We start from the raw sequence: 16,467 nt of genomic DNA on the forward strand, positions 1-16,467 counted from the left end.
ACGACACGCCAAACGCGTCAGGATGTGAGAGAACGACGCTCGAAAACACCGATTATCTGAGAGAACATCCGAAGAAGGCGGCGCGCGTCCGAGCGGGGCACGAGCGAGCGCGTAGAGGATGAGCCGACAAACAGCCGAACCCCCCAAACAGCCGAACCCCAACGGCCCGCACCCAAACGGCCCGGCCGTGCCCGGTCAAGACTCAGCGCCCGGTCAAGGGTCAGTGCCCGGTCAAGGTCAGTGCCCGGTCAAAGGTCAGTGCCCGGTCAAGGGTCAGTGGCCGCCGTGGCCTGCGCCTTCGGTTTTGCGCATCATCGAACCGAGCACCACTGCAGCTCCGGCAATGATGGTTGCCGCCAGGAAGGCGGCTTGCATGCCGGCTACCAGGCCGGACGATGCGGACACCACGGCGAAGATGGACACGAGCAGCGCAGTGCCAGCGGCACCGGCCACTTGCTGGGCCGTGCTCATGATGGCCGATCCGTGGGAGTACAGGTGCGGAGGCAGCGGGTTCAGGCCAGTGGTGAAGGCGGGCGTAAAGAGTAGTGCCAGGCCGAGGCTCAACGTTACGTGCAGCGCAATGACCCATCCGAGGGCGCTGGCCTGATCGAGCCGCGAGAACTGCCAGAGGGTCAGGACCATGAGGACTGAACCGGATACGGTCAGGGGCAGCGGACCCACTTTGTCGAAGATCCGCCCGATCACGGGCCCCAACAGACCCATGGCCAAACCGCCGGGCAGGAGGGCAAGGCCGGTTTCCATCGGCTGGAGGTGCAGTGTGTTCTGCAGGTAGAGCGGGAGCAGGATGACTCCGCCGAACAGGGCCATCATCGCCACGACCATCAGCAGCGTGGACACTGTGAACATTCGGAAGTTGAAGGCCCGGAGATCCAGTAGTGGCGAGTCGGACTTCTGCAGTTTGAGCTGGCGGAAGACGAACAGCGCCAGGCACACGAGTCCCACTACGAGTGCGACGACCGGGACCACCCCGGCGTTTGCACCACCAATCTGGCTGAGGCCATAGACAAGGCCACCGAAGGCAGGCACCGTGAGGACCACCGAAGTGAAGTCCAAACCAGTCTTCCCGCGCTCCCCCACGTTGGTGAGGTACTTGGCACCAATCGCCAAGGCAGCCAGTGCTACAGGGAGGACGAACACAAACATGAAGCGCCACGAGAAGTGGTCCAGGATGATGCCTGAAACGGTGGGGCCCATTGCGGGAGCGACCGAGATGGCGATGCTGACGTTGCCCATGACGGCTCCGCGCCGGGACATCGGGACAAGGGTGAGGATTGTGGTCATCAGCAAGGGCAGCATGATCGCCGTGCCGCCGGCCTGGACGATTCGCGCAAGGAGCAGCACGGGAAAGCCGGGCGCCAGGGCGGCGAGCAGAGTTCCACCGCTGAAGAGTCCCATCGCCAGCATGAACGAGCCCCGGGTGGTCAATCGCTGCAGGATGAACCCGGTAGTGGGAATGACGACCGCCATGGTCAGCATGAACCCGGTGGCGAGCCACTGGACCGTGGGCGCGTCCACCTTGAGATCGGTCATCAGCCGCTGGAGCGCCACGTTCATGATGGTTTCGTTGAGGATCACCACAAAAGTGGCAACCAACAACGTGACAATGACCGTGACGGATTCACGGGACATCTTCCCGGATACAGGAGCCTGGGCGAGTACTTCCTCTGTGGAGGGCGCACTTGCGGACGCGCCGGAACCGGGCTCGCTGTTGGCGTCGGATGTGACGTCGGTAGACATGAGGATTCCTCAGGTTTGGGCTTGGAGTCCGGCGATCGGTGCCGGTAAAGACAGGAACAGTCTAGACGCCCAAGGGATTCCCGTCAGCAGAAAATCCAAACGTTGGGTATTCAACCTCAGGAATTAAGCGGAACGTTGTCTATCAACCGCACCGGACCTACCTTGGCGGCAATGATTGCCAGCCCTTCGCCGCGGAACGGAGTTTCCTTGCAGTTCTCCGCCAGCGGCTCAAGGGTGGCGGGATCCACGACGTCGAAATAGTCCAGTTCCACCAGTGGCTGGGACTGGACAAGCGCGACGGCGGAATCCAGGTCCAGCGGTTCATGTGCGTTCGCGCGGGACTCGATGAGGCGCAGAGCCCGTGAGAGCACCAGCGCTGCCCCGCGTTCTTCGTCCGAGAGGAAGCGGTTCCGGCTTGAAAGCGCCAGCCCGTCGTCATCACGGACGGTTGGCACAGGCACGATCTCCACGGGGAAGTTCAGATCCACGACCATCCGCTTCACGAGGGCAAGCTGCTGGGCGTCCTTCTGGCCAAAGTAGGCACGGTAGACGGGGATGGAACCGTCCGCAGCTGCCCCGCCCGGAAGTCCGTAGTGCAGCAACTTGGCTACCACGGTCAGGGCACCGTCGAAGTGTCCCGGACGTGAGGCACCTTCCCATTTCCCGCCCAGCGGACCGGCCGTGATACGGACCAGCGGCTGCCCGCCGGGATACACCTCGTCCACGGCGGGCGCGAAGACAAGGTCCACTCCTTCGGCATCAAGGATGGCCATATCGGCCTCAAGCGTGCGTGGATAGCGGTCGAGGTCCACGGCGTCGCCGAACTGGAGGGGATTCACGAAAATGGTGGCCACCACGACGTCGTTCTCTGCCACGGCGGTCCTCGCCAAGGCGGCATGGCCTGAGTGCAGGGCCCCCATTGTCGGCACCAGGCCCTGGGAAGTTCCTCGTTTTGAAGCCAGGAGCCGTGCGCTTTCAGTGCGCAGTTCGGCCGTGGTGGTCACGAGTTTGATGGCCATGCTGTTCAGATTCCTTCCGGCGCGGTGGGCTCTGTTCCCAAGGCCTCGCCAATGTCAGTCAGTTGTTCAGGACGCAGCAGTCCGCGGTTTCCGGCGCGCCGGGCCGTCGCCCGGGCCATGGCCTGGTAGGCCGCGAGCACGTCGCCGCCCGCTCCGCCGTCGTATTCTTTCAGCGCTTGGGCGTGCGCAGCAACGGTGCCTACGTCGCCTCGCGCGACGGGGCCGGTCAATGCGGATTCCCCGCTCGCAAGAGCGTTCTCGAGTGTGGCCCGCAGCAATGGGCCCAGCATGGACTCCGGTGATTCGACGCCGATTTCCCGCAGCAACTGCGACGCCTGCGCAACAAGCGTCACCATGTGGTTGGAACTGTGCGCGAGGGCCGCGTGGTACAGGGTGCGGTCTGCTTCGGCAATCGCTACCGGCTCGGCGCCCATCTCCACGACCAGTGCCTGGGCAATCGGCAGCATAGCGGCGTCGGCGGTGATTCCGAACGTGCAATCCATCAGGCGGGTCAGGTCAAGGCTCATACCTGTGAAAGTCATGGCAGGATGCAGTGCCAGCGGAATTGCACCGGCCGTGCGGATCGGCTGCAGGATCCCGACGCCGAAGCGGCCGGACGTGTGGGCCACCAGTTGGCCCGGTTGCCACGCACCGAGCTTCGCGAGTCCAGCAACAAGTTCGCCGAGGGCATCGTCAGGAACGGCAAGGAGCACCAGTTCCGAGCGCTCCACGATGTCCTGGATCCCAAGGATCGGGACTCCCGGAAGCAGCGTCTCTGCCCGCTCGCGGCTCGCTTCGGATACCGCAGAAACCCCGACGACGGCGTGCTCGGCCGCGCGCAAAGCGGCACCAAGGACGGCACCCACCTTGCCGGCGCCGATGATGCCGACTCCGAGTCTTCCTGGCCTAACCATGCTGGGGGTCCTCCTGAGTTGGTGCTTGGGGTAGAGATTGTGTTGGTGATTGGGGTGGAACCTGGCCGCTTACCTCCGCAAGCCATTGCTCGCTGGTCTGCCGCTTTCTCGCCTCGCGGGCACGGGCAGCCTGCTGGTCGAATAACTGCACCGCCACCTCGACGTCGGCCTGATAGAGGCGTGGCACCACAGGTCCCGCCGTCGTGTGGAGGACAAGGTCCGCGACACCGAAACGCCGCGCCAGCGGACCTTGCTGCAGGGCCATGGACTGCGTGCGCTGATGGGGAACCAGGACCAAAGTGCGCCACCATCGGCCGGATCGAATCAACAGTGCCGTTCGCGTGGCCAGGAACCCGTTGCGCCGCCATCCCAGCGGGGCCAGGAGCCGGGCGCGGCGCGGAGTAGTGACGAACGCATCCCCGGAGGTAAGCCCGGCCAACCCCTCCAGCCCGGACGTGAAAACCCGTTCCGGATACTCAACGCCCGGGTCCGGCAGCACGAGGGACAGCATCCGCATGACGTCCGGCTTCATGCCCACCGGTAGCAAGGTGGTCCGGGCAGCGTTCTCATTGCCTGCGGCACCACCGTAGCCGGCCACGTTGACTTGCATCCGGTACCAGCCGAAGATCCTCCAGATGGGCGGCTGGGTGACTTTCAGCGCCTGGATCCGGCCCGGGGGCAAGGTCTGGGCTTGGGTGTCCAGGAGCCCGTAGCGGAGCCGGATGCCATCAGGGGAGATCGCTGCGGTGAAGTTGTAGCCCTTGTTGAATGAGCTCCAATAAGCAGCACCAATGCCCAGCACGGCCGGGATCAGCGCCAGGAAGATGGCGCTGTTTTCGGTGTACACGGAGATGGCTATGGATGCCACGGCACCGAGCAGGATACCCACAGTTTGTTCGCTGAGCAGGAGCGAGCCAATAAGCCGGGAAGGTGGCACGGACAAGACAACGTGCTCGGGCGCTTCTGGGATTTCCTGTGGAGTCTCCGGTCCACTCACCACTCCGGCGGCACGGGCAAGGATAGTGGCGCGCAGCTGTTTGGCCTGGGCCAGCGGAAGGTAAGCGAGCCGCACGGCCGATTCGCCGGCGTCGGCGACTTCAAACTTGAGTTCAGCGAGGCCAAAAATCCTCGCCAAAAGGGGTTGCACGATGTCGATCGCCTGGACACGGTCCAACCGCGCCTGCCGCTGCTGCTTGAACACGAAACCGGTGTTGACCCGGACATAGCCCCCGGCCACCTGATAACGCGTGAAGTACCAACTCAGGATGAATCCACCCACGGTCAGGAGAAGCACAATGCCCCCGCCGGCCAGCAGCCAGGGCACCCTTCCATTGAGGTTGGGATCGAGGATGTCACGCCCCTGCAGTATCCGTTCAAAGGCGTCGCGACCGAAAAAGTAGCCGACGGCGGCAAGCGCCACCCAGCCGCGCACGAACGGCGATGCTGGATGCACGCGCCGCCAATCGCCGTCGTCGGCTTTAGCCGGGAGGCCTACGGGGGCGCTACCGTCCGGGCTCACAGCCCGGCCAGCCTGGCTTCTCCACGTGCCGAGAGCTGTTCACGCAGCCGTGCGCCTTCCCCGGCAGGAAGCCCGGGCAGGTATGCGCTGGTACCGGCGGACGCCGTGTGGAGCTTCAACGTACAGAGTCCCAGTCCACGTTCCACCGGACCGACAGACACATCCACGTACTGCATGCGTCCATACGGGACCACCATGGTGCGCTGGAAAAAGATGCCGCGGCGGATGAGGAGATCGTCATCGCGCTCCGCATAGCCGATTGCGCGGACCTGGCGCGGAATCAGCACGAGCCGCCACAACGCCAGGACGAGCATCACCGCAGGTACCGTGATGGCGAGCCACAGCGGAGGCCAACGCCACAATCCCAGCTGCACAAACACGAGGGGAAGGCTGAGGATTGCCACCATCAGCAGGTTTCCGATGGCCCACTCCACCAGGCGGACCGTGACGTACTTCGGGGAGACCCGCAGCCACTGGACGCCGGGAGGGTCAATCGCCTCGGTATGCATACTCGCCTTCGCCTTTTGCTTCCCCGCGGCGGGTTTCCGGTCCAGGAGTGCCACCTTCGAGGTCTTCGGGTGGGATCCGGCAGAACCTCTCCACCACCAGGCCGACGACGACCATCACCACGCCACCACCGCCCATCAGGACGGCGTTCCACAGGATGCCTTCACCACTGCGCAAGGTTCCGATTCGCAGAAGGTCAAAGGAGATGCCAGCATGCCAGCCCAGAAGGAGCGTCCCTGCATATGCGCAGGCCTGGGCAAGAATCAGTGTCCTGGCAGCCAGGATCGGGTTGAGCAGGTTCTTCTTCTTGCCGTTGCGCCACCGCAGCACCCGGATTCCCATGATCAGGGTGAGCACGGCGATGACGCCCATGGTGACCAGTGCGGAGACCGGAAGCACGGGAGTGGGCATGCTGAAGCGGTTCGTTGCCGCCGTGGCCAGCCAACCGATGGCGGCAGCGATGATGGCGATGATGACCAGGACCGCGGGGCGCATGGGCTTCACTGCTACTCCACCGCTCCCGTCGCAGGAACACCGGCGACGTCCCCGTAGCCGTCGAAGCGACGGATGCCGGGCATGTCATCAGCTGCGGCCGCCAACTCTGCCACGCTGTACCCGTTCAGTTGGGCGTTCGGCTCCAGCAGCGACCACGGGTACAGGACAAAGGCCCGTTCGGCCGCCCTCGGATGAGGCAGGGTCAGGACGGGGTCGTCGCTGACCACATCACCGAAAACGATGATGTCCACATCCAGCGTCCGCGGACCCCAACGCACTTCACGGGTGCGGTGGTGCTTCTGTTCGACGTCGTGGCAGTGCTGCAGCAGCTCAAGGGGACTGAGAGTTGTTTCGACTGCCATGACCATGTTCAGGAAATCCGGTTGGCCTTCCGGGCCGCCGACCGCCTTGGTCTGGACCACCGGCGACACTCCAAGGAGCCTTACTTCCGGTGGGTCCACGAGATCGGCGACGGCTGTGGACAGGGTGTCGTTCCGCTCACCAAGGTTGCTGCCGAGCGCCAGGATCGCTTTGGTGTATCCGGAGTTCATGACCGCTCCCTGTGGACACTCACGGTGACATCGCCAAACGGAACCTCGATGGGCGCCTTCGGCTTGTGGACGGTGACATCGACTGCCGCCACGTTGTAATTGGCGAGGATGCCTTCGGCGATCCTCACGGCCAGACCCTCAATCAGGTTCAGCGGCTCGCCCTCAATGTGCGAGGTAATAAGCTCAGCCACCTCGCCGTAGTGCGCGGTGTACTGGAGGTCATCCGTCTCCGCAGCCTTGCTGAAGTCAGTATGAAGGACGGCGTCCACGACGAACGGCTGGCCGTCCCGGCGCTCGAAATCGAACACTCCGTGATGGCCGACGGCGGTGACACCGGTCAGCGTGATCCTGTCCACAAGGTCCTCCGGTCAGCGGGCGATTCGAGCGGCAACCTTGACGGCGTCAAGGCTGGGACCGACGTCGTGGACGCGGACAGCCCAGGCGCCCTTCGCGGCGCTCAAGGCAGTGATGGCTGCCGTGGCGGCATCCCGCTCCAGCGGTGCGGCAGACTTGCCGGCAACAGTGAGGAGCGAGCCGAGGAACCGCTTGCGCGACGCAGCCACCATGACCTTGTGGCCGAGCGTGAACAGCTTGTCCAGGTTCTTGAGGATTTCCCAGTTCTGGTCCTCGTTCTTGGAGAAGCCGATCCCGGGGTCAACGATGATCTGGCCGGGAGCAACGCCCGCTGCATAGAGTTTGTCGCGAACACCGCTGAGCTCGGCCACGACGTCTTCCGTGACGTCGTTGTACTCGGTGAGGCTGTCCATGGTGCGGGCATCGCCACGACGATGCGTGAGGATGTACGGAACCTTGGTGCGCGCCACGAGTTCGGGCATGTCCGGCTCGATGGTCAAACCTGAGACGTCGTTGATGATCGCGGCGCCGGCTTCCACCGCAGCAGCCGCCGTTGACGTGTGCATCGTGTCGATGCTCACGAGTGCGCCAGCCTTGACCAGCGCCTGGATCACGGGGAGAACCCGGCGCTGCTCTTCTTCGGGGGAAACGGGTTCAGCGCCGGAGCGGGTGGACTCGCCACCGACGTCGATGATGTCCGCGCCGGCGTAGAACATACGCAGGCCAAGTGCGATTGCGGTGTCCGGCGTACGGTGGGTGCCGCCGTCGCTAAAGGAATCCGGGGTGACATTGAGAATTCCCATGACGAGCGTGCGGTCCGTTGGCAGGTCCTCGAACCTGGCCGCAGGCCGCGGCTTGCGGAGAATCGGCAGGGGGCTTGTGGCCGGGCCGGTTCCGGGTGCTGCAGCGAGGGAATCCATATATTGCTTACCTTCCGATGATGAGGCTCATGGCCTCGGCGCGGGTGGCCGGGTCATGGAGCTGACCGCGCACCGCACTGGTGACGGTCTTGGCGCCGGGCTTGCGGATGCCGCGCATGGACATGCACATGTGTTCGCATTCGACGACGACGATCGCCCCGCGGGGGTTGAGGTGCTTTACCAGTGCCTCGACGATCTGCGTGGTGAGCCGCTCCTGCACCTGCGGCCGGCGCGCATAGATATCCACCAAGCGGGCCAGCTTGCTCAGGCCTGTCACCTTGCCGTCATGTGACGGAATATAACCAACATGGGCCACACCGTGGAACGGGACCAGGTGGTGTTCGCACGTCGAATAGAAGGGAATATCCTTCACGAGGACAAGCTCTTCATGGTCGAGGTCAAACGTGGTTGAGAGGACATCCGCCGGGTGCTGGTGAAGGCCCGCGAAGACCTCCGCATATGCCTTGGCAACCCGCTTGGGTGTGTCCTGCAGGCCGCCGCGGTCAGGGTCTTCACCAATGGCGAGCAGGATTTCACGTACTGCTGCTTCAATGCGCGGGCGGTCCACTTTATTGCCCCGCTTGCCGTCCGTGGCTGAGCCGTGGGCGGCGGCGAGGTCGTCGTCGTCGAAATGAGTCACAGCAGAAAGCTTAGCCGTGAAGCGGAGAGTCGTTGCCGCCGTCGGGTCCCGGTGACTGGAATGACTCCTGGCTGCTGACGCCCTGGGAGTGCGGGGCTACGGCATCCAGCGGCTCGTCCAGACGGGCCTTCTTGGCCTCTTCCTGGGCCTCACGCTCGGCTTTCTCGGCGCGCGACTCAACAGGCGGAATCGACTGGACAGGACGGGACTCCTTGGACAGCCAGATCTCACGGAAATCACGCTTGCGGATGTCGTGGAAGATCTCGGCGATTTCGGCCTGGTTGAGGGTTTCGCGCTCAAGCAGTTCCAGTGCCAGCCGATCGAGGACATCGCGGTTTTCGGTGAGGATGGCGTAAGCCTCGTCGTGCGCCTGGTCGATCAGGCGACGCACTTCCTCGTCCACAACGTACGCGATCTGGTCCGAGAAGTTACGCTCCTGCGCGGCGTCGCGTCCAAGGAACGGCTCGCCGCCGCCCTGGCCGAGCTTCACTGCACCAACCCGTTCGCTCATGCCGTACTGCGTGACCATCTTCCGGGCCGTTGACGTGGCCTTCTCGATGTCGTTGGACGCGCCGGTGGAGGGGTCATGGAACACGATTTCCTCAGCAACACGGCCACCCATGGCGTAGGCCATCTGGTCCAGCAGTTCGTTGCGGGTTACCGAGTACTTGTCGTCCTCGGGAATCACCATGGTGTACCCAAGGGCGCGGCCACGGGGAAGGATGGTGATCTTGGTGACCGGAGCTGAATTCCGCAAGGCAGCTGCAACCAGCGCGTGGCCACCTTCGTGGTACGCGGTGATCTTGCGCTCGAGTTCCTTCATGACACGGCTGCGCTTCTGCGGGCCTGCCATGACGCGGTCGATTGCCTCGTCCAGTGCGCGGTCATCAATCAGGTTGGCGTTTGAACGTGCCGTCAGCAAGGCGGCCTCGTTGAGGACGTTGGCCAGGTCAGCACCGGTGTACCCCGGGGTCTTCTTGGCAACAGCCCGGAGGTCGATGCCCTGGGCCATCGGCTTGCCCTTGGCGTGGACGTTCAGGATTTGCTCGCGGCCCACCATATCCGGGGCCTCAACGGTGATCTGGCGGTCGAAACGGCCCGGGCGAAGGAGTGCCGGGTCCAGCACGTCCGGACGGTTGGTAGCTGCGATGAGGATGACGTTCGTCTTGACGTCGAAGCCGTCCATCTCCACCAGGAGCTGGTTCAAAGTCTGTTCGCGTTCATCGTTGCCGCCACCGATGCCTGCGCCACGATGGCGGCCTACGGCGTCGATTTCGTCCACGAAGATGATGGCGGGGGAACTCGCCTTGGCTTGTTCAAAAAGGTCGCGGACACGCGAAGCGCCAACGCCCACGAACATTTCAACGAAGTCCGAGCCGGAGATGGAGAAGAAGGGAACCCCTGCCTCACCCGCAACGGCGCGGGCCAGCAGTGTCTTACCAGTGCCTGGAGGGCCGTACAGCAGCACACCCTTGGGGATCTTGGCGCCAACCGCCTGGAACTTTGCCGGTTCCTGGAGGAATTCCTTGATTTCCTGGAGCTCTTCCACGGCTTCGTCAGCACCGGCGACGTCGGAGAAGGTCACCTGCGGCATGTCCTTGTTGACCAGCTTGGCCTTGGACTTGCCGAACTGCATCACCTTGGAGCCGCCACCCTGCATCCGGGAGAGCAGGAACCAGAACAGCACACCAAGCAACAGCACGGGGATGAGCAAGGAGAACAGTCCGGAGAACCAATTGTTCTCGATCGGCTGGTCAGTGAAGCCCTTGTCGGGGTTGGCGCTGGTGACAGCCTTGACGACGTCCGGGCCACGGTCCGTGACGTAGAAGAACTGGACGTTCTTGCCTTTGTCCTGGCCATCAATATTCAGGTTGTCTTTCAGTACCAAGTCAACGCGGTTCTCGGCGTCGAAAATCTTGGCCTGCTCCACCTTGCCGCTTTGCGCGAGGAGTTCCAGGCCGTCCTTGGTGTCAATACGTGTGGAACCGCCCGGAGCCAGCGTTGCGAATGCCACCAGGAGCAAGCCGACGACGACAACAATCCAGATGCCCGGGCCCTTGAAGAAACTCTTAGCTTTCATCTGATCGGGGTTTCGCCCCGTCCCTCCTGGTAGTGCTGCGAGGCGCAACTTCTGCGCGCGAATGGTGCTGCTTCAGTTTCTAGCTATACACCGTTCCCAGTTATTCACGCACTGGAATGCTCAAAAGTTCCCTCTGGGCGTACACAGGATACTCGCCTCCGTCGCGCTAGGACAGCCCTGCCTGGGGATTCGTAATGGATTCCCGGGTCACCAGGGGACACTCCAGAATCGTCGGTTTCGCTGCCAGGACGGCGAGGTCTGCCTTGCCCTCGATGGCATCGATCAGCCGTTCGGTGGCCCAGGCGCCCATCTCATAGTGGGGCAATGCCACTGTTGTCAGGCCAGGGTAGAGGTTGGCCGCGATGAGTTCCTGATCGTCGAAACCCACCACGGACAGTTCGTTGGGAATGCTGATTCCCAACTCAGCCGCTGCCCGGTAGGCGCCCATGGCCATGCGGTCGTTGTAGCAGAACAAGCCCGTGGGCCGGTCCTTCCGCTTGAACATCCGCAAGGCGGCAACATAGCCGCCCAGCACCTCCGAGAGTTCGGACTCCACCGGTGCAGCCGCGCCGTCGAGCCCTGCTTCGTCCAAGGCGTTCCGGAAGCCACGCAATCGGTCACGCGTAGCCGGGACGTCGTCGGTGTTGTTCAGGAAACCGATCCGGCGGTGGCCGGCATCTAGCAGGCTTTGCACGGCTACCCTGGCCCCGCCCTCTTCATCGGGGACTACCGAAGCGACGCTCCCGGCCAAGCTCTCGGAGTCCACGAGCACCGCTGGAATCGAACTCAGGTTTTCCGGCAAGGTGACCTCGCGGTGGTACATCGTGGCGTACAGGATGCCATCCACGCGCCGCTCCAGGAGGGCTTCGACATCGGCCTGCCTGGACTCGTCACTTGCTGCACCTGAGGTGTTGATGATCATCAGGTTGTAGCCCCGCGCCCTGGCGGCCTCATCCGCACCCAGGATAATCCGCCCTGCGTGTGGCGTGGTGGCGATTTCCTCACTGACGAGACCCAGCATCCCGGTCCGTTGCGTGCGCAGGGCCTGGGCCAGCCGGTTTGGGCCGTAGCCGAGACGTTCCGCCGTGGCTTTGACCTTTTCCCGTGTTTCCACGCTGATGCGAGCGTAAGCGACGTCATTCAGGACGTGGGAAACAGTGGTGACAGACACGCCGGCGGCAACTGCTACGTCCTTGATGCCAATGCTTTTGTTCGTCAACGGGTTCCCACGTCCTTATGGTCCGGTGAAGGGCGTAAGTAAGGGTGGTTACTCGTAAACGTGCGGGGCCAGGGTGCCCACGAAGTCCAGGTTGCGGTACTTCTCGGCGTAGTCCAGGCCATAGCCCACAACGAATTCGTTGGGGATGTCGTAGCCGACGTATTTGACGTCGATCTCCACCTTGGCGGCGGTCGGCTTACGGAAAGCGGTGCAGATCTCAACGCTGGCCGTACCGCGGGATTCAAGGTTGGACTTGAGCCATGACAGTGTCAGGCCGGAGTCGATGATGTCCTCCACGATCAGCACGTCCTTGCCCATGAGGTCGGTATCGAGGTCCTTGAGGATCCGTACAACACCCGAGGACTGGGTGCCGGAGCCGTAGGAAGAAACGGCCATCCAGTCCATGCTGACGTGGCTGTGCAAGGCACGGGCCAGGTCCGCCATGACCATCACGGCACCCTTGAGGACACCGACGATCAGCAGTTCGCGGCCTTCGTAGTCCTTGTCGATCTGCGCCGCCAGTTCAGCGATGCGCGTTTGGATTTGCTCTTTGGTGTAAAGAACGTGCTTGAGATCTGCCTGGACGTCGTTTGAATCCACCAATGGCTCCTGTTTTGATGCTCGGGTTCGGCTACTGTTGGGGCGATTTCTGATGCCGGAATACTAGCTTCCCACAGCGTGCGGCCTCCCGGGGACCGCCGGTGGCCGAATCACCCGTCCCGGCAGCAGCCGAGACAACGGAACCACCAGCCCGTTCCTGCTCCAAATCGCTGAGGGACAGGCGGTAGACACTCACGTGGCCAGGAAGTTCCACAGGGCCGGCAGAACCTTTGCGGCGAAGCAGCGCTTCCGCGGCTTGGAGCCGTCCGTACCCGGGTTGTTGGCCCCCGACGTCGGCAGCCGCCTTCGCGATGACCCGGAACCTCAGCGCTGCGGGAAGTCCGCGGACGGCATCCTCTGGCAGCCACGCGCCGTCGTCGGTTCGCTGCACGAGCGAGAGATACGTCTCGTTTGCAAGATTCTCAAGGAAATCGGCGTCCTGCTGCAGAATTGCGGCTGTCCGCGCCAAGGATTCAGCAACGCCGGGCCCCAGTTTTTCTTCGAGGACCGGCATGACCTCCACGCGTGTTCGCGAGCGCGCGAAGGCAGAGTCACTGTTGCTCGGATCATGCCACGGCTGCAGTTCCTCGACCTCGCAGATTTCCAGGGTCTCTTCTCGCCGCAGGCCAAGGAAGGGCCGGAGCAGGCGTCCCCGGACCGGCCTCATGCCCGCCAAAGAACGGGTACCCGAGCCACGGGCCAGGCCAAGGAGCACCTGTTCGGCTTGGTCATCCAAGGTGTGGCCCAGGAGGATTCGATCGCAACCAAGATCATCTGCTGCGGCTTCGAGTGCCGCGTGCCGGGCATCGCGGGCCGCAGCTTCGGGCCCGAATCCGGTGGACGCGACCTCAACCGTACGCACTTCCACAGGTGATAGGCCCAGTTCCCTCAAGACAGCTGCCGTTCGGGAAGCTACGTCTGCCGAGCCGGCCTGGAGCTGGTGGTCGACAACCACGCCGGCCACGGAAATGGGATGCCCGTCCACATGGCCGCGCCGGGCGAAGTATCCAGCCACCGCGGCCAGCGCAAGTGAATCCGGCCCTCCGCTGCAGGCTACGAGCACACGTTGCGGGTATCCCGCAGCGGCCAGGGCGTTCTGCAACTGTTTCCGTGCCTTGCCAACGACGGGCGCCAAACGGCCCGGCCGGCGTCGGCCCTTGCCTGGGGAAACGGATGCAGCGCTTGGGGAACTGCTCAAAGCCCCATCCGCTCGAGCCACATCCTGGAATTGTGGATCTCTTCCTCGGTGGGGAGGTTTTCGGCCGAGTTCCACACCCGGTTGAAGCCTTCCATGCCGCCCACCTCAACAACTTCGCGCACGAACTTTGCGCCGTCTGTGTACTGGCGCATCTTGGCGTCGAGACCGAGGAGGTTCCGGATGAACTTCTCGATGATGCCTCGGTCCTTGCCGCGATCATTGAAGCGCTGGCGAATCGTCTTAACGGACGGGACGATGCTGGAGTCCACGGCATCCATCACCACGTTGGCATGGCCTTCGAGGAGGCTCATGACGGCAGTGATGTGGGACAGGGAAGCCTTCTCCTCTGGATCCTGCAGCAGGTCCAGAATTGCGCCCCGGCTTGGCACGTTCCCGGATGCAGCGCGGTCCTTCAGGGACTTGGCTACGGCGGCTGCCCGCTCAACCAGGGAATCCATGTTGCCCAGAAGGTGACCGCTGAGCTTTTCGATTTCGGCGAGCATGTGGTCCCGCAGCCACGGTGCTGCGGCGAACTGGACGCGGTGCGTTTGCTCGTGGAGGCATACCCAGAGCCTGAAGTCGTCCGGGTGCACGTTGAGTTCGCGTTCAACGGAGATGATGTTGGGTGCAACAAGGAGTAGCCGCCCGCCCGAAGGAACGTGGGCTTCCGGGGCCAAGGCCGCGAACGGATCGTATTGGCCCAGGACTTTACTGGACAGGAAAGCAAGGATGGCGCCGAGTTGGCTGCCGGTGATGGCGCCGCTGGCCGCAGCGGCAGCAGGTGTCAGGGACAGGCTGTTGCGGGACTCCAGCATTTTCGCCAGAACAGGCTGGAGCATGACGGAGAAGCTCTGGGTGTTGGCCTTGGACCACGAGGCACGGTCCACCACGAGAACGTGCGAATCCCGCAGGTCCCGCGCCGCTTCAAGCCCCGTGATGTCGTGGACATGAGGCACGGAGATATCGGCATTGAAGCGCAGGTTCTCCACCGCCTTGCCGATTTCCCCAGCGCTCAGTGCCGGGCCGGGCGGGGTAAGCCGGGCAGCCGTCGAGGCGGCCAGGTCCCAATTGATCAGGGACGGGGCCCCTGCTGACGAATCTCGGGCAGATGACACCATACGGTCCATCACACCACATGACCCTGACAAAGGGCCCTTAAGTTCGCTCCGCGCGGAGCGGCGGGATTTTGCTGTTCCCCAGCGGTGCTAGCGGCAGCCGCACGAGGCCAGCACCGAGGCCGAACGGTCCATCGCCTCCTTGTTTCCAGCCGCGCCCGGGTCCAGCCCATTGCCGATGAACGAGAACACCAGCAGGCGTCCATCAGCATCCACCACGTACCCGCTCAGCGCGATGACAGTGTTCAGCGTCCCGGTTTTAGCGCGGACAAGGCCCGCACCCTGGGCTGTGCTCGGATCCACATACCTGTCATCCAGGGTGCCCGTCAGGCCCGCCACCGGGAATCCATCCAGGGCGGTCCGAAGGCTCAGGTCCGGTCCGCTGGTAATGGCACGGACTACCTCGGCAAACTGGCGGGCAGACACCTGGTTCTCCAAGGCAAGGCCGGAAACATCGGCCAACTGCAACTGCTTGGGATCAGTGGCGATTCCCAACTCCCCCAGCCGTTGGCGCACGGCTGAAGTGGCGCCGTCGTACGTCGCTTCCTGTCCGGACGCAATGGCGGTCATCCGCCCAAGCGCCTCTGCCAGGAAGTTGTCCGAGGTCTCCAGCATGAGGTCCACCTGCTCGCCCACAGTGGCGGACTCAGCTGCAGCCAACACTTTGGCCGGGACGCCCTTGCCACGTTCGACGCCGGGACTCACCTGGACGCCGGCAGCCACCAATTGTTCGGCGAAAGCCTGGGCGGTGGTGACGGCCGAATCCTGGGGGCGCGGCCCGGTGGTGACTGTTGGTGAGTAGCGCCCGGAGTTCAGGGCGAGGGAAAACAAGGGGGCGGTTTCGCCAGCCGCGACGTCGTCCAGGCTCCACGCAGGATTGAGGGGCGCGCCGCTGAACAGCGAATCATCAACCTGCACGGTCACAGGCCCTTTGACCCCGGCGGTAGCCAAGGAAGCGGCAGTATCGGAGGCCAGGGTTGCAAGTCCCGCCCGGCCCATCACGGCCTCTGGATCCGAGGCGCCTCCGCCGAGCAGCACGTCCCCTCCCCCCGTCAGCACAACGGTCGAGGGTTCACTACCGGCCAGCACACGGGTGGTAAAGCGTGATTCGGGACGGAGCGCCTTCAAGGCAGCGACGGCGGTCAAAAGCTTCATGTTCGACGCCGGGATTCGGTTGGCGTTGGCATCGCGGTCGAACAGGACCGTGCCTGTGGAGGCGTCCATGACAATGCCCGTAATGCTGCCGGCGCCGACGGGTTTCAGGGCGTCATTCACAAGGCGCGAAAGCTCAGCCGGGACGGGCACGGGGGCATCGGGGTCCAAAGGAAGCACGCCATTGGCCTCGGACAGCCGGTCCGGCTCCTGCTGCCATGATGGCGCGGAGGGTGACGGCTTGGGTGCGGTGAGGAGTCCCGGCACCATGCCGGCCACCACGATCGCCCCCAGGCAGAGCAGGACCAACGTCAACAGCATCGGCCACTTCAAGCGCCCCCACGCCGTGGACACCCACTTCCGGGCACCCCCGTTTTTAACGCCCATCATGGAAGTTGCTTGGTCCTGTCAGTCCTGAAAATGTCG

The 16,467-nt window shown here is 63.6% G+C and carries 16 protein-coding genes; all 16 read right to left on the reverse strand.

From position 1 onward, the window contains the following. Positions 1–273: 273 nt before the first annotated feature. A complete protein-coding gene (locus AC6I97_RS01565) occupies positions 274–1,758 on the reverse strand; it encodes an MDR family MFS transporter (RefSeq protein ID WP_497943904.1) in 1,485 nt (494 codons plus the stop codon). 116 nt (positions 1,759–1,874) lie between these two features. Next, a complete protein-coding gene (gene panC / locus AC6I97_RS01570; protein ID WP_497943905.1) occupies positions 1,875–2,777 on the reverse strand; it encodes a pantoate--beta-alanine ligase in 903 nt (300 codons plus the stop codon). Positions 2,778–2,782: 5 nt separating this feature from the next. Then, positions 2,783–3,691 carry a Rossmann-like and DUF2520 domain-containing protein gene (locus tag AC6I97_RS01575; protein ID WP_224166001.1) on the reverse strand — a complete coding sequence of 303 codons (909 nt, stop codon included), beginning with the start codon at positions 3,689–3,691 and terminating at the stop codon, positions 2,783–2,785. After that, a complete protein-coding gene (locus tag AC6I97_RS01580; protein WP_497943906.1) occupies positions 3,684–5,210 on the reverse strand; it encodes a PH domain-containing protein in 1,527 nt (508 codons plus the stop codon). Before AC6I97_RS01580 ends, AC6I97_RS01575 begins: the two co-directional genes overlap by 8 nt. Further along, a complete protein-coding gene (locus AC6I97_RS01585; RefSeq protein ID WP_497943907.1) occupies positions 5,207–5,719 on the reverse strand; it encodes a PH domain-containing protein in 513 nt (170 codons plus the stop codon). The genes AC6I97_RS01580 and AC6I97_RS01585 overlap by 4 nt, the downstream gene beginning before the upstream one ends. Continuing rightward, complete coding sequence (locus AC6I97_RS01590; RefSeq protein WP_224166000.1) at positions 5,700–6,221, reverse strand: DUF3180 domain-containing protein; 522 nt, start codon at positions 6,219–6,221, stop codon at positions 5,700–5,702. The genes AC6I97_RS01585 and AC6I97_RS01590 overlap by 20 nt, the downstream gene beginning before the upstream one ends. A gap of 2 nt (positions 6,222–6,223) precedes the next feature. After that, positions 6,224–6,763, reverse strand: coding sequence for a 2-amino-4-hydroxy-6-hydroxymethyldihydropteridine diphosphokinase (folK, locus tag AC6I97_RS01595; protein ID WP_497943908.1), 540 nt, complete (start codon positions 6,761–6,763; stop codon positions 6,224–6,226). After that, on the reverse strand, positions 6,760–7,119 hold the full coding sequence (gene folB / locus AC6I97_RS01600; protein ID WP_224094611.1) for a dihydroneopterin aldolase: 360 nt from the start codon (positions 7,117–7,119) through the stop codon (positions 6,760–6,762). The genes folK and folB overlap by 4 nt, the downstream gene beginning before the upstream one ends. A gap of 12 nt (positions 7,120–7,131) precedes the next feature. Then, positions 7,132–8,037: a dihydropteroate synthase gene (gene folP, locus AC6I97_RS01605; RefSeq protein ID WP_224094609.1), complete on the reverse strand. Its 906-nt coding sequence runs from the start codon at positions 8,035–8,037 to the stop codon at positions 7,132–7,134. Between the two features lie 7 nt (positions 8,038–8,044). Continuing rightward, a complete protein-coding gene (folE, locus tag AC6I97_RS01610) occupies positions 8,045–8,677 on the reverse strand; it encodes a GTP cyclohydrolase I FolE (protein WP_224094607.1) in 633 nt (210 codons plus the stop codon). A gap of 10 nt (positions 8,678–8,687) precedes the next feature. Further along, positions 8,688–10,757 (reverse strand): ATP-dependent zinc metalloprotease FtsH, encoded by a 2,070-nt coding sequence (ftsH, locus tag AC6I97_RS01615; protein ID WP_224094605.1) that lies wholly within the window; start codon positions 10,755–10,757, stop codon positions 8,688–8,690. Positions 10,758–10,923: 166 nt separating this feature from the next. After that, positions 10,924–11,976, reverse strand: coding sequence for a LacI family DNA-binding transcriptional regulator (locus tag AC6I97_RS01620; protein WP_497943909.1), 1,053 nt, complete (start codon positions 11,974–11,976; stop codon positions 10,924–10,926). Positions 11,977–12,024: 48 nt separating this feature from the next. Then, complete coding sequence (gene hpt / locus AC6I97_RS01625) at positions 12,025–12,576, reverse strand: hypoxanthine phosphoribosyltransferase (protein WP_216924216.1); 552 nt, start codon at positions 12,574–12,576, stop codon at positions 12,025–12,027. A 31-nt stretch (positions 12,577–12,607) separates the two neighbouring features. Continuing rightward, complete coding sequence (tilS, locus tag AC6I97_RS01630) at positions 12,608–13,678, reverse strand: tRNA lysidine(34) synthetase TilS (protein ID WP_497946864.1); 1,071 nt, start codon at positions 13,676–13,678, stop codon at positions 12,608–12,610. Positions 13,679–13,770: 92 nt separating this feature from the next. Next, positions 13,771–14,892 carry a zinc-dependent metalloprotease gene (locus AC6I97_RS01635; protein ID WP_309930270.1) on the reverse strand — a complete coding sequence of 374 codons (1,122 nt, stop codon included), beginning with the start codon at positions 14,890–14,892 and terminating at the stop codon, positions 13,771–13,773. A gap of 87 nt (positions 14,893–14,979) precedes the next feature. Further along, positions 14,980–16,428, reverse strand: coding sequence for a D-alanyl-D-alanine carboxypeptidase/D-alanyl-D-alanine endopeptidase (dacB, locus tag AC6I97_RS01640; protein ID WP_497946869.1), 1,449 nt, complete (start codon positions 16,426–16,428; stop codon positions 14,980–14,982). Positions 16,429–16,467: the final 39 nt, after the last annotated feature.

Source organism: Arthrobacter sp. TmtSoilC48, assembly GCF_059739425.1.